Source organism: Variovorax ureilyticus (genome assembly GCF_050632185.1).
Taxonomy (GTDB): domain Bacteria; phylum Pseudomonadota; class Gammaproteobacteria; order Burkholderiales; family Burkholderiaceae_C; genus Variovorax; species Variovorax ureilyticus_A.
In genome coordinates this window covers 3,963,240-3,975,805 of sequence record NZ_CP192579.1, presented here as the reverse complement: position 1 = coordinate 3,975,805, position 12,566 = coordinate 3,963,240, and the positions used below count along the sequence as shown (strand labels likewise).

At 64.3% G+C, this 12,566-nt stretch carries 16 protein-coding genes; 1 reads left to right on the top strand and 15 read right to left on the bottom strand.

Annotation, left to right across the window (positions count from 1 at the left end; genetic code table 11):
* Nucleotides 1-19 precede the first annotated feature (19 nt).
* A complete protein-coding gene (locus tag ACQ858_RS19625) occupies nucleotides 20-229 on the bottom strand; it encodes a hypothetical protein (protein WP_431274243.1) in 210 nt (69 codons plus the stop codon).
* A 35-nt stretch (nucleotides 230-264) separates the two neighbouring features.
* A complete protein-coding gene (locus ACQ858_RS19620; RefSeq protein WP_431274242.1) occupies nucleotides 265-489 on the bottom strand; it encodes a hypothetical protein in 225 nt (74 codons plus the stop codon).
* Between the two features lie 71 nt (nucleotides 490-560).
* On the opposite strand from ACQ858_RS19620, the gene ACQ858_RS19615 reads away from it, so the two are divergent.
* The gene (locus ACQ858_RS19615) at nucleotides 561-971 is read left to right on the top strand and encodes a helix-turn-helix domain-containing protein (protein WP_431274241.1); all 411 of its coding nucleotides are present in this window, start codon (nucleotides 561-563) and stop codon (nucleotides 969-971) included.
* 198 nt (nucleotides 972-1,169) lie between these two features.
* On the opposite strand, the gene ACQ858_RS19610 is transcribed toward ACQ858_RS19615, so the two are convergent.
* From ACQ858_RS19610 to ACQ858_RS19550, 13 genes are all read right to left on the bottom strand, one after another.
* Nucleotides 1,170-2,321: a contractile injection system protein, VgrG/Pvc8 family gene (locus ACQ858_RS19610; RefSeq protein WP_431274240.1), complete on the bottom strand. Its 1,152-nt coding sequence runs from the start codon at nucleotides 2,319-2,321 to the stop codon at nucleotides 1,170-1,172.
* Nucleotides 2,322-2,337: 16 nt separating this feature from the next.
* Nucleotides 2,338-2,820, bottom strand: coding sequence for a phage tail protein (locus tag ACQ858_RS19605; RefSeq protein ID WP_431274239.1), 483 nt, complete (start codon nucleotides 2,818-2,820; stop codon nucleotides 2,338-2,340).
* 9 nt (nucleotides 2,821-2,829) lie between these two features.
* Nucleotides 2,830-5,502: a phage tail tape measure protein gene (locus ACQ858_RS19600; protein ID WP_431274238.1), complete on the bottom strand. Its 2,673-nt coding sequence runs from the start codon at nucleotides 5,500-5,502 to the stop codon at nucleotides 2,830-2,832.
* 9 nt (nucleotides 5,503-5,511) lie between these two features.
* Nucleotides 5,512-5,637, bottom strand: coding sequence for a GpE family phage tail protein (locus ACQ858_RS19595; protein ID WP_431274237.1), 126 nt, complete (start codon nucleotides 5,635-5,637; stop codon nucleotides 5,512-5,514).
* A gap of 8 nt (nucleotides 5,638-5,645) precedes the next feature.
* Nucleotides 5,646-6,005 carry a phage tail assembly protein gene (locus tag ACQ858_RS19590; protein ID WP_431274236.1) on the bottom strand — a complete coding sequence of 120 codons (360 nt, stop codon included), beginning with the start codon at nucleotides 6,003-6,005 and terminating at the stop codon, nucleotides 5,646-5,648.
* 56 nt (nucleotides 6,006-6,061) lie between these two features.
* Nucleotides 6,062-6,586, bottom strand: coding sequence for a phage major tail tube protein (locus ACQ858_RS19585; RefSeq protein WP_431274235.1), 525 nt, complete (start codon nucleotides 6,584-6,586; stop codon nucleotides 6,062-6,064).
* A 34-nt stretch (nucleotides 6,587-6,620) separates the two neighbouring features.
* Nucleotides 6,621-7,817: a phage tail sheath protein gene (locus ACQ858_RS19580; protein WP_431274234.1), complete on the bottom strand. Its 1,197-nt coding sequence runs from the start codon at nucleotides 7,815-7,817 to the stop codon at nucleotides 6,621-6,623.
* Between the two features lie 62 nt (nucleotides 7,818-7,879).
* Nucleotides 7,880-8,371 (bottom strand): tail fiber assembly protein, encoded by a 492-nt coding sequence (locus tag ACQ858_RS19575; RefSeq protein ID WP_431274233.1) that lies wholly within the window; start codon nucleotides 8,369-8,371, stop codon nucleotides 7,880-7,882.
* Complete coding sequence (locus ACQ858_RS19570; protein ID WP_431274232.1) at nucleotides 8,372-9,943, bottom strand: hypothetical protein; 1,572 nt, start codon at nucleotides 9,941-9,943, stop codon at nucleotides 8,372-8,374.
* Nucleotides 9,943-10,524 carry a phage tail protein I gene (locus ACQ858_RS19565; protein WP_431274231.1) on the bottom strand — a complete coding sequence of 194 codons (582 nt, stop codon included), beginning with the start codon at nucleotides 10,522-10,524 and terminating at the stop codon, nucleotides 9,943-9,945. The genes ACQ858_RS19570 and ACQ858_RS19565 overlap by 1 nt, the downstream gene beginning before the upstream one ends.
* On the bottom strand, nucleotides 10,517-11,419 hold the full coding sequence (locus tag ACQ858_RS19560; RefSeq protein ID WP_431274230.1) for a baseplate assembly protein: 903 nt from the start codon (nucleotides 11,417-11,419) through the stop codon (nucleotides 10,517-10,519). The genes ACQ858_RS19565 and ACQ858_RS19560 overlap by 8 nt, the downstream gene beginning before the upstream one ends.
* A complete protein-coding gene (locus ACQ858_RS19555) occupies nucleotides 11,416-11,760 on the bottom strand; it encodes a GPW/gp25 family protein (protein WP_431274229.1) in 345 nt (114 codons plus the stop codon). The genes ACQ858_RS19560 and ACQ858_RS19555 overlap by 4 nt, the downstream gene beginning before the upstream one ends.
* Nucleotides 11,757-12,554, bottom strand: coding sequence for a phage baseplate assembly protein V (locus tag ACQ858_RS19550; RefSeq protein ID WP_431274228.1), 798 nt, complete (start codon nucleotides 12,552-12,554; stop codon nucleotides 11,757-11,759). The genes ACQ858_RS19555 and ACQ858_RS19550 overlap by 4 nt, the downstream gene beginning before the upstream one ends.
* Nucleotides 12,555-12,566 lie beyond the last annotated feature (12 nt).

Genomic DNA, 12,566 nt, shown 5'->3' with positions numbered 1-12,566 from the left:
CGCTGATGAGCGGCTGGCGTCAGGCCGCGGTGCGCGGCAGACTGCCTTCGGGCAGTGGGTCGCGACTGACGCCGAGCAGTTCTTCGGCTTGGCGCAGCGCCAAGTCGCGGATCAGCGTGGTGGGCTGCTCGCCGAGGTAGTCGGCCAGTGCGCGTAGCAGCTTTTCCTCGTAGTCGTCAAACCGCACGGTGAGGCGGTTGTCGCGGACGCGCTTGGGGTCGGGGTACATCGTTAAATTCCTTCGGGCAAAGGAGTGGATGGGAATCAGGCGTTGGTGGTTGTGCGGGCCAGCTCGGCTTCGTATTGCGCAAGACCCATCAGGTAGACGCGCCGCGCGAAGTTGGCTAGGGACCGGCCTTCGCGGTCGGCATGCTCTTTGGTGCGCCGGTGCTCAGCGGGCGGCAGACGCAGCGCGACTGGCAGGTCATTGACAAGGCGGTGCTCCGGCGGGAGTTCCGGTCGACCTGGGCGGCGGGCGATATGAGCCATGGCTATTAATATGCGAACTGTTTACTGTGTGTTGGGCGGAATGTAGCACGGAAATCCGTGCGTCAACAAGTATGAGTACGGAAAACCGTGCGTTATTTGCAGCGCGATTAAAGGAAGAGCGCGAGCGTTTAGGGCTTTCTCAGGTGGAAATGGCTGAGCTGGGCGGTGCGAAAGCGCGGACCTATCAGGACTGGGAACGGGCGATCGCGACCGTGAGCGCGGAGTTTCTTTCCGTCGTTGGCGACAGGTCGGAGTTCGACGTCCTCTTTGTGCTGACGGGCGTGCGCTCGCCTGCTTCTGGCGGCCCTTTCCCGGGGAAAGTTGGAGTACCTGCGCCCGTCGCCCCTGGGTCGGTGCAGCGCTATGTCACGCCCGAGGAAGCGGCCCTGCTCGACAACTACGAGGCGGCTGATGAGCGAGGGAGAGCCGCCGCGCGCAGCGTTCTTGATGCGCTCGCGCAACCCAAGAGAGCAACGGGCTAGTGTTTGGCAGCGGGCGACGCTGCTGGCCAGATTGATCTGGAAACGTAAAGGCGAGGCCGCAAATGCGGCGCGATGGAGTGAAACGTTGACAAGCGTTTTCTTGGCGGTCGCGCTTGCCGCCAGTCTCGTCGCCCCGGATGCAGAAGCCCAGGATGCGGATTTGCTCGACGAGCCTGGCCGGCGGAAAGGCAGGGCGGCTCAGTCCTCTTCGCTCGCGCCTTCCTGTCCCTCGACGCCTTCTTCCTGCTGAGTCTCCAGCGTGAACGCGCTCGTGTAGCCGCTCCCGTCGATCGTGTGGCGCACGTTGGCAACCATCCAGGGTGTTGCGTCGATCTGGCGCTTGAAGCCCGCCACACGCGCCGGACGCTGCGGGATGACGTCCGCGCGCCCATAGGCGAGGGTGATCTCGAAGTCGAAGATCCCGCGCTGAATGCGCAGCCACTCAGCTCGCGCGGCGGCCAGCGCATCCTGTTCGCTGGCATAGACGGTGCGGAGATCCTTGGCCCGACCGCTTATGCCGGCGACGACTGCGCGGCGCTTTCCGGTCTTGATGTTGTTGAACCACGCACGCACACCGCTGTAGGCGTCGCGGTCGGCCCGACTCCAACGGTGCCGGTCGCCGTTGCTGCGGGTGATGATGACGGGCGGCAATTCCTTGCCGGTGGCAGTGCGACCTTTGCGCTTCTGGCCGAACAGGAGCTTGCCGTTCTTTACGGTGCAAAAGCAGTCGTAGGTCTGGGCCAGCCGACGCAGGAAAGACGCATCGGATTCGCTGAGCTGGTCGGCGTGCTTGACCTTTCGCACAGCGACTTCCTTCTCGACGGTGGCCTCGATGCGGTTGCGCTTGGCGATGCTGGTGACGATGGCGCCGACGGTGGTGGTGTGCCATGACTGATCGCGCAGCCCGCGCAGGGAATCGAGCATGTTGGCCGCTCGCGCGCGGATCGTGATGATGTCCGGCGTGCCCGAGTGCTCGACGGCCTGCACCGTGTAGCTCCCCTTGTCGATGAGCCCAACAGGAAATCCCATTTCCTCGCTGGTGAACTGCCGGTACGGCGCGGCCACTGCCTCGGCTTTCCAGCCGATGGCCACGGTGACGGTGTCTCCCGTGTCCGGTAGTTCGACGAGGCCATCGTGGTCGCTCACGACCAGCTCGATTTCATCGGCATCTTCGCCACGGTCATCCGTGATGTGCAGGCTGACAAAGCGCGGCGCGATGCGGTCGCTGACGTTGTTGCCGTTGACCGCAATCCTCCAGATAGGCGTGAGATGCGCGGCCGGGCGCCGCTTGCTGCCGGTGTTGACGGTGACGGTCGGCAGCGAGGCGGCGATCGTGTCGGTGTCAGACATGAGGATTCGCCCTCTCTCAGCCGACCGTTGCGCCGCCGCCCACGCCCAGGTGCGCGCCGGTCTCGCCTGTGCCGTCCTGCAGCAGGGTATCGAGTTCGCCGAGCTGCTTGGCCACGTCGTTCACATCCTGGTCGACGCGCTGCAGCGTGATGCCGAATTCGATGCGCCTGGCCTCGCCGTCGACGTAAAAGAGGGTGCGTGTTTCCTGCAGCTCGGTGATCACGAATGCGCCATAGATGACGCCGGTTCCTTCCACCAACACCCAAGCCGATCCGGCGTCGGCCATGCTGCGCAGTTGGTCGAGGCTGGCCGGTTCGCCTCTGAATTCCGGCAGCACCACGCCATTCAATGTGATGGTGTCGTCGCCCGGGCCCAGGTACTGGCTGGCGTTGCGCGCCCCCACCAGCGCCTGCGACGCGTGCTTCCAGCTGCTGCGTCGCTGCAGCTCCTGATAGCTCAGGGAGTCGAGTTCGAAGACGAAAAGGCCGAGGCAGAGCATGGCTGGTTTTCAGTTGTCGTAGTCAAAGAAGGCGCCGCGCGCGCGGGCGCGCTTTGCAGCGTCTCGGCGGTCCAGCTCCGCACTCACGGCGCTGGCAATGCTCTGCGCGTCGCTGCCGGGTTGAGCCACGATCTGAATGGTGATCGTGTCACCCTGCACGATGACAGATCCACCGGCGCGACCTGCCGATGCGGCGGCCAGCGGAGGCCGCGTGTCGAAGCCGCTTGCCGCCAGCGGAAACGCCCCCGCCATCGCGGGCATCGCCGCGGTGGTGGCGCCGGCCAGGCCGAGCGCTGCCGCTCGCAACATCGGCAGGGTGCGATCGATGCCGATGGCAGCGCCCTCGCCGATGTTGGCTCCGGCGTCCATGAAGACGCGCGAAGGGCTATGGATGCCCAGCTTTTCCTTGAACCATCCGATCGTCGAATCGGCGGCGCCGGCGATGGCGTCTCTCACGCCACCGAGCGCGCTGCTGATGCCGTTGACCAAGCCCTGCATGATCTGCGACCCGAACGTCGTGAACTGCGCTGGCATGTCGACGCCGAACCATCGCAAGACGCCTGCGAATGCCTGATAGAACAGTCCCATGGGTGACCAGTTGAGGATGGCCGCTCCAATCGTCGCGAGTGCGGCCGGCACCGATCCGCCGAGGTACTGCCAGAACGAGGAGAACGCACCCTTCGCGCGCTCCCATACGCTTCCGAAAAAGTCGCTGATCGGTCCCCAGTTCTTGTAGATGAGGTAGGCAGCTGCGGCGATCCCGGCCACAGCGGCGAGGAACCAGCCGACAGGGGTGGTGAGCAGCATCAGGCCGAAGCGAGCGAGCATGCCGCCGGCGCCCAGCAAGGCCGAACCTACGCGACCCACGATGCCGATCAGGCTGAAAGCCTTGATGCCGAACAGGCCGAGGCCGTAGCGCATGACTGCGAACGGACCCAGCGCTGCTGCGGCGGCGAGCGAGAGGCCACCCAGACCAGCGGCCAGCAGGCCCACCCACAGCACTGCCTTGCCGATGTAGGACGCGAGTACCGGGTTCTCCTTTGCGAAGTCGGTGACGCGCTGGAGCGCGCCGCCCGCCGTTTCGAGCAGGCTGATGTACGTTGGCAGCAGGGCGGTGCCGGCCTCGCGCATGGCATCGTGGAACTTGGCCATGGCGGCGACTTCGCGGCCGCTGACGATGTTGCGTGCCTTGTCGTCGAGCTGTTGGATGCCATCGGCGCCGGCGTTGAGCTTGGCGTTCTTGTGGATCTGATCGCGCTGCAGATACATCTGCGAAAACAGGTTCGATGCGGTTCGGTTGCTGAAGATGCCCCCGATGGTGTCGAGTACCTGTTCTTTCTCGGTGATGCCCTTCTTGGCCAGGGCTGGCAGCAGCACCTGTTCCATCCAGTCGAATTGACTGGTGCGAAACAGGTCGCTGCCCTTCAGCGCACCCGGGTCCAGAAAGGAGACCTGCCCGGCCTTGTCGTGCTGGACCTTCGAAGGATCGCCGATCAGGCCAAGCGCCTCGATGTTCTTGGCCGCCCGCTTGGTGGTGCGCCCCTGATAGAGGTTCTGGTACGCCGACATGGTGGCCGTGCCAACACGGTTACCACCCATTTCGCTCACCAGCGCTTCGAGCTGGTAGTACATCGACGCATCGCTCAAGCCCTTGGCCGCAACGCCGCCGGTCTTGATGAAGTTCAGCCACTCTTCCGGCCCTACGCGACCACCGGTCGCGGTGATGACGCGTTGCACCTTGTCGGCCTGATCCTTGAAGTTCTGCTCGCTCGACAGGCCGCCGCGCAGCTCGATGACGCGCAGCATGTCCATGAACTTGCGTTCGTTCTCGCCGCCCTTCTCGTCGCCGAACATGGCCTTGTTGGCGAACTTCATCTTGGCCAAGGTGGGCATCACCATCTCTGCGTGGTGCACGTCGGCGAATGCGGTGGTGGCATCGAGCATCAGCGACATGTTGTCGTTCATGCTGGTGCCGACGGTCTTCATGCGCTTGGCGTAGTCGATGGCCTTCTTCGTGTCTTCGTCGCCCAGCCCGAGCGCGGCGATGCGGCTCGTGGTGGTGTCGTACTCCCGCACCTGATGCAGCGGCTCGGTGAGGGCGCGCTTGATGCCATAGGCGGTGCCCGCGCCGGCGGCACCGGTCATTGCCGGGTTGCCCGCCATGGCGCGGGTGCGGTCGAATCCCTCGCGCAACTGTGCCTTGCGCCCGCTGATGTGGGCCAGCGCTTCGAGCCGAGCCTTCTGCTGGCTGATGGCGCTGTTGGTCGAGGCGATCTCGGACTTCAGGCGGGATTGATCGGCGGCGAGGTTGCCGATGCCGCTGGCGGTGGCCGCGGTGCGCAGTTGCACCAGCGCGTGGCGTTGCTTGTCGTATGCGGCACTCGTCTTGTCGACTTGTGCCTGCAGGGCGCGCGCCTGATCGCTGTTGGCGCCGTAGGTGCGCGTGACGCTATCGAGGTTCGTCCGCAGCACCTTGAGGCTGTCGCTCTGCTTGGCCAGCGCAGCCTGGGCCTGACGGATGCCGCCGAGCTGGCCCATCTGCGCATTGAGCAACTTGAGCGCGTCGCGCGACTGTTTCAGCCCTTCCGCGGTGGCGCGGCTTTGCTTGTCGAGCGGTTTGAGTTCGGCCACCGCCTTTGCGGCGCCGGCGAGGATGAGCTGCAGATTGAGCGGATTGGACATGCCGGTGTGTCAGTCGTCGTGCTTGCTGGGGGCGTAGCGCTTGCGGGCGCCCTCGCGCCTGTCCATCAGTTCGGCGAGGCTCATGCAATCCATGTCGACCGGGCGCCAGTGGAAAACAAACGCCAGGTCATCCATGGCGTCTTCTACGTGGTCGACAAGACCACGTCCCTCACGGACTTCTTGAGCAAAAAACTGATGATGTGCCCCCCGAACTCGGAGAGGTCAGCGGGGTCGAGCTCCGCGCACTCCGGCGGCGTGAGCGTCGGCGAGCTGATGCGCGGCAGCAGTTTCATGATCTCGTCGGCATCGGCCTGGTGCAGGCGCTGCAGCGACAGGCCGCGCAACTCGCCCGAATTGGGCTTGCGCAGGGTGATCTCGGTAATGGTCGTTGCGCCGCGTTGGATGGGCGTGTCGAGCACGACGGTGTTGGGTGCGGCGGCCTGGGTGGCTGCACCGTCGGTGTTGTCGGCCTGGGCGTTGGGCTGATGGTCTTTGGTGTTCATGGCGATGTTTCAGTGTTGAGCGATGGGTGGGCGTTGGGCGAAGGTCGAGCGATGCGTCAGAAGCTGCTGAGTGCCAAGCCGAGAGCGGCGCGGATGTCGCTGTAGCGGTCGGTGCCGGCAACCTTGAAGATCATTCCGGTCACATCGATCTCCAGCAGCTCGGCCCCGTCGACGATCACCCTGTAGTAGCTGAGTGCCACCTTGAACTCGTGATCGTTCTTGGAGCCGGCCTCGGCATCGTTGGGGTTCCACTCGCTGACTCGCCCGCGGGCAATGACTTCGACAGCAGACACCAGACCGGTGGAATCGTCCTGATAAGCGCCAGCGAAGCGGAAGATATTGGCGCCGACCGTCTGCGAGCCGAGCATGCCAATCAGCTGCGTCTTGAGGCCGCCGGCCTTGATGCTCATCTCGAGCTTTTCGTGGCCAAGTTCGATCTCGACGGGGCCGTGCATTCCGCCGGCGCGATATTCCTCCATCTTCTTGGTGATGGTGGGCAGCGTGACGCTGGGAATCTCGCCGAGCCAGCTTTCGCCGTCGCCGAACATCGCGAAGTTCTTGAGAGTTCTGGGGAGGCCCATGGTGTGCTCCTATGCGTTGTGTGGGTACTGCGCTTCACGCGGCCTGCACGGCGGCGGCGAAGGTGGCGAGGAAGTCGTCGGTGATGGTCTGGTTAAAGCCCAGGTCTTCCAGCGGCGGAACCGGCGTGTAGCGGTAGCTGATGCGCAGGCGGCCTTGGGCCAACTGGTCTGCAGAGTTGAGATCCGGGTTGATGAAGGCTTCGAAGCCGATGAGGTAATTGCCCTTCACGAGGTCGCCGCCGGTGGCGTTGATGCTGGCGAGCATGTCTTTCACCAGCGACGGGTACATCGTCTTGTCAACGAACGTGAAGTGCGCTTCGGCCATGGTGTCGGCGAGCACCTGCGCGGTACGGGTGTAGTTCTCAAAGAAGAACTTGCCGCCCTGCGCCTCGGTCGTGCGGTTGCCCCAGAAGCGGTAGCCGCTGCGGTTGATGATCGTGGTGACTTCCAGCGCGTTGAGGTACGTGGTGTCGCTGCTCGAACTCTGCAGGTCGAAGAACACGTCGGCCGTCATTCCCTGCGGGCCATTGACGACGATGTTTGAAATGGTCTTATGCCAGCCGATCTGCTGGTCGAGCTTGGCGCGCAGGCCGAGCGCATAGGCGGTAGCCGGCATCGGCTCCGGCTCGTTGGTGGTGGTGTCCCATGCCAAGAAGTTGGGCCACATGACCATCAACTCACGCTTGCCGAACTTGGCGCGATAGGTGGTGGCCTCTTCCTTGGTGGTGGCGTAGGCGATGCCATCGGCCTTGCGTGCGGCGATATAGCCGAATGCGCGCAGCTGCTCGGCCACTACGCCCAGCTCGATGGCGACAGGCTCTGTGTCCAGGAAGGGCGCACCAATGATGCGCGGCTTGTAGCCCAGCTGGCCTTGTGCAGCCAGCAGAGCCTGCAGGCCCGTCTTCTGGCCGGTCTCGGTGGTGGTGCCGATCACGTTGCTGGTGGTTTCCGCATCGTCGTCACCGGGTTCGACGCGCACGACGATAGTGACGGCTTGCGCCTGCTGGCTGATCGCTTTCAGCGCCTTCGCCAACGTTCCGGTGGCGCCTGCCTTGCCGATGCTGCCGCCTGGGTTGGTCAGGAGCACAGGGGTGTTGAGAGGGAATGCCTCTGCATCAGCGAGGGGAGCCGTCGCGACGAGGCCGATGATGGCCGTGCTGACGACGCGGATGGTGGCGCCGCCTTCCTCTACTTCGAAAACTCGTACGCCGTGGTGGTATTCGGTGGGCATGGTTACGTGCTCCTGTGAAAGATTTAGCCGATTCGTTGGTGGGTTGGTCTGGCCGACTGCCTTCAGGTCAGCGCCGGATCTGCAGCAGGAGAGCCCGGCTTGATGGGCCAGACCACGCTGCTCGGAAAGCCTTCTTGCTGTTCGATGCGGTTGAGGGCCATGCGGTACTGCTTCCAGCTCTTCAGGCTGGCCGTCTCTTCCTCAGTTGCCATCGCCAGTTCGACCGCATCCTCCAATGGGGCAATGCGCAGCGTGGCCTCGGCCAGCAGCGCATCGCGCTGCCCGAGTACCTGAGCAGGCGTGAGTGCCGGAGGCGCAGGCGGCGGGCCGAAGGAATTTCCGTTGTAAGAGTCTCCGGGCTCGACGGTGATGCCTGCAGGGACGCGCACGAGCGTCGCGACGAAGTCGGGGTGGAATCTCTCGGCCAGCGGTACCTTGCGAACGACTGGCTCCGGGCTGGGATTCTCTTCGGTAGGCGTTCCAGGACACTCGACTTCGATGGTCTCCTCGACAATCTCACGGACGAGGTTGCCTTGGATCAGTGCGTAGTTCATTTATGAATGCTCCAAGATGATGACCTGGCCATCCGCCCCATTGCCACCGGCAAACGGACCAAAAGTGGATGTAGTTGCGGACGCCCCGCCCCCAGAGCCCGGCGTTTTTGCTGCAACCGGGACACCGTTGAATGCGCCCGACCCACCAATACCGTAAACAGATCGCCCCCCGGGCCCCGGAAGAATGCCGGCAGTGGTCCCGGCATTGATGATGATGCTCGATGTATCCACGCCACCTTGAACTGACAACAGATTTGCACCGGTCGGCGCTCCCGACAAAACACTGTTCCCATTCGCCAGATTTCCCGCAGGAAAGTTGTTCAATGCGTTTCCGCCAACACCGCCCGGGCACGTCAACAGCGACCCGAACGAACTCGATCCACCGCCATTGCCGTTAGCCCCTGCTACTCCGGTGCCGCCAAGACCAGCCGTTATCGCTTGGCTTGCACCAATCGCGGCGGCCAGAAAAAGGCCTCGACCGAAAGAACCCGCTCCGCCAGGGGCACCCATGCTGATGTTTCCGGATGCCGGGTTGCTTGCTCCACCGCCCGCCGCCCCAGCGCCCTGCACGTCTACGATCGCGAACGACATGCCCACGCCCGGCGTATAGATCCCCGCCCCCGTTGTCGTAGGGGCGCCGCCATTGATGCTGACGTACTGCACGCCGGCAATGCGTGTGTAGACCAACGTGCGCAGCAGGCGCCCTGTTGCTTGGCCGAACTGCATCGCATGCTGGCTCAGCGTCGCAGGAGCCACCTGAAGCGCGGCGCCTGTGCACTCCACGAGCACGAAGGCATTGAGAGTGGCGCTGTAGATCAACTGGCATCGGCCGTTGGCGATGATCTCTCCGCCTTGCAGGGCTGCGTGCCCCGCACCGGTCACAGGCACCGTGCCAAGTGCGTTCACCTTGATCGTCGTCGCGCCGGTGTTGGCGGCCTTCGCTTTGACCCACAACACCATGCCGTCGACCAGCGCGGTAATCGCCGGCGTGTAGGCCACCACCATCGCGTTGGCTGCTCCGGTGTCCTCGCCAAACAGAAGGCCATTGCTGCGCATGGCAACGAGGAGTTGATTGGCGGTGTTCCGGTCTGGCGCTGTACCCGTGGCCGAAATGATCAGACGCAGCGATTCCCACAATGCATAGGGCGCGTGCGGATCAGCTGCGGCAGCGTGTGCACCTAGCGCGGCGGCGAGTTCGGAATCGAGCGCGTATTGGGCGTGCGGGTCAGCTGCAGCGAGGTGAGCGCCCATCTGGCCAGCCAGCCGCGCGTTCAGTTCGTCCTCGGTGTGTCCCCAGCGAACCCACTTGGTGCCATCGCTGCCAGGCTCGACGCCAGTGTTCGCCAACAGGCTCTTCCACGTTGTCCCGCTATGGGAAACGTATGCTTCTGCCGGATATTCGAAAGTCGCGACCCATGGCGTGACGTTGCGCAGGCGCTGATAGCGCGCGCGACTTGCCAACTCACGAGGCGGCCGGTTGTCGATGCCGGTGGGGCCTCCGAGGACTGGGTCATCTTCTTCCCACTGGTAGATGCCTTCCGGCCAGGTGTCAGTTTCGTTCAGGTCTGCCATCAGGCGCTTCCGCGGTTGTAGGTGCCATCACGTCGAATGGCACCGTTGTGGCTGTTGGCCACCGTTGCATAGCGCAGGCCGACGAGATGGCAACGCGCAGGTGCGACGGATGGGAGGAGATTGCGCAGGCGCTCAGCCTGTGCGTTGGTGATCGGCCGCTCGAACACAACCTTGTAGGTGGCCCAGGACTGCGACAAAGGCGCACGCGGAAACTCGCCGTTGCGCCGGATCTCTCCGTTGTGAAGGCGGCCACCGACGCGCTCGATGATCTCGACCTCGCCAAAGCCAAGAGAGCGGATCAGCAAGCGGATCGCCCACGGCGTTCCCTTGCGGCGGTGAATCTCGATGCTGTTGAGGATCAGTTGGCGCCGGGCCTCGTCGGATTTCGCCTCGTGCCATGCCTCGACGGACAGCGTCCACGACAGCCATGGCAAGGCCGCTTCTAGGCAGTGCATGGCACTCCACAGGTGGCGCAGGCCATCGGTCGAGAGGGCAAGCGACGCCATCACGCCGGCGAGTGCGGATTCGAGCGGCGTGCGGTCGGGTGGCAGCAGGCGCTGCGCGGGCAGCAAGCTAGTCATCGTCCTGCACCACTACTTCGGTGAGATTGATCCCGGTGACGCGCACCCATTGGTTCCACGCGCTGACGATGTCCTCGGCTGGCGAGTCGATGACGACGCGGTGCATGCCAGGCTGATGCAGCGCAGCGTCGATCCCTGAGCGTGCCAAGCCCTCGCCCTGTCGACGGATGGAGAGCAGCCACTTGTTGAGCGCCGCGCTGGCCGCTTCGGCTGCGACTTCTCCCGCCGGTCCCGACTTTCGGTAGAGGGTTGCGGTGATGGGCGATTCGATGATCTCGACCGCTCGCACGTTGACCAGATCGGTCAAAGGCCGGACTTTCTCTGCACTGAGAGCGTTGCGAACGGTGTCGAGCAGCGCGGCATCAGGTACGCCGCTTGGATCCACTGCGAGGATGGAGACGAGCACCGCCCCTGGGACCAGACTCTCGACCCCCACATCGGCGACCTGTCCGCTGGCTGTGAGCGCGTGGAATCGGTAGCTCGCGCGCGATCCCGCGGTGGTGAGTCCTTCGAGCGCGAGCTGGGCGCGTTCGCGCAGCCGGTCATCACTTTCGTAGACCGCATCTACAGGCGGCACGGCCGCCGGATCGGCCGGAGTGACCAGCAGGCGCACAACCCCAAGGTTCGCCGCCAGATTGTCGAGGTCGGTCCCCTTGGCGTAGGCCAGCATCGACGCCTTGGCCGCATCGTTGATGCGTTGCCGCATCAACATTTCGTCGTAGGCGCAGAGTTCCAGCAGCTTGGTGACTGGATCGGACTCCAGCATCAACGTGTAGTCGACGCCGGCCTCGGCGCACAGCGCCTGAAACTTGGTCTTCTTGGCCTGCAGGATGGTCTCGAAGTCGAGCACTTCGATAACCTGCGGAGCCGGCAGCAGCGTCATGTCGAGGCTCATGCGGCGCCTCCAACGTTGACCGTGGACATGACGGTGTCGGCGCTGTCGGTGTCGCGGCGCACGATGGAAAGCTGGCACTTGCCTTGCGCGTTGAGTCTGACGCCGACACGCAGCACGCGGGTGCGAGGCTCCCATTTGATGATGGCCTGCGCCGTCGCCGCGATGAGGCGCAACCGATTGGCGTCAGTCGCGGGGTGGTCGACGAGCTGCGGCAGATAGCTGCCGTAGTTGCGACGCATGAGGCGCGTGCCGATGGGCGTGGTGAGGATGTCGGCGATGGACTGCCCGATGTGTTCGCGACGCGAGAGCATGGCGCCTGTTCCGTTGGACATGCCGCTCATGGCGTCGGCTTCCCGCTGGTGCCGCCGCCGGGCTCGACTTCGGACGTGAGGTGGTTCTGCAGGCTGATGTCGCCGGCGACGATGTCGCCTCCATCGGTAGACAGTCCGTGGCCGTTGACGACTTCCACGTCGACGTTGAGCCGGGCCTTGGCGCTCCCGCCTGGGCCCGTGCTGTTGACAGTGAAGCCACCGTTGAGAGTTGCCAGTTTCTCGACGATCAGTTCGCCTGTGACGTGAGTGCGCGGAGAGTCGAGCGTGATCAGATCATCTGCCTTGACGGTGGCCTGCTGCGTGTTCACCGTGACGCTTTCGTCGGCTGTGACGTCGGCGGTCTTGCAGTGGACATTGATCGAGTCGGGCACGTCGATGTCGGCGGTACCACCAGCGGGCAGAGTGACCTTGAGCGCATGAGCGCCGTGGTCGTATTCAACGATGGCGCCGTCGGGGTACTTCGTGACCGTCTTGTTCGGGTCGCTGCTCGGTGTCGGATGGCTGTCGGTTGGAATGCCGGGGAGTGCAAAGCCGGCCTCGGTCAGGCCGCCGGGAGAGATCAGCAGCACGCACTCGCCGACCGTCGGCGGGTTCCACGTTCCGGTGTCACCAGCGCGCCGCTCGATGTAGGGGCGCCAGTCGCTGCGCGCATTGTTATGGTCTTCGTCGTCGGTGAGCTGCACGCGCACAAGCGGCGGTGTGTGGCCGTGGTCGACTTCGGCGATGGTGCCGACGCGCACGAGGTTCGCGACCTGGCGTTGCAGGTCGGAAAGAAGCTGTTGCGGATCGGTCGGGCCGGGCATGCACTCACTGTG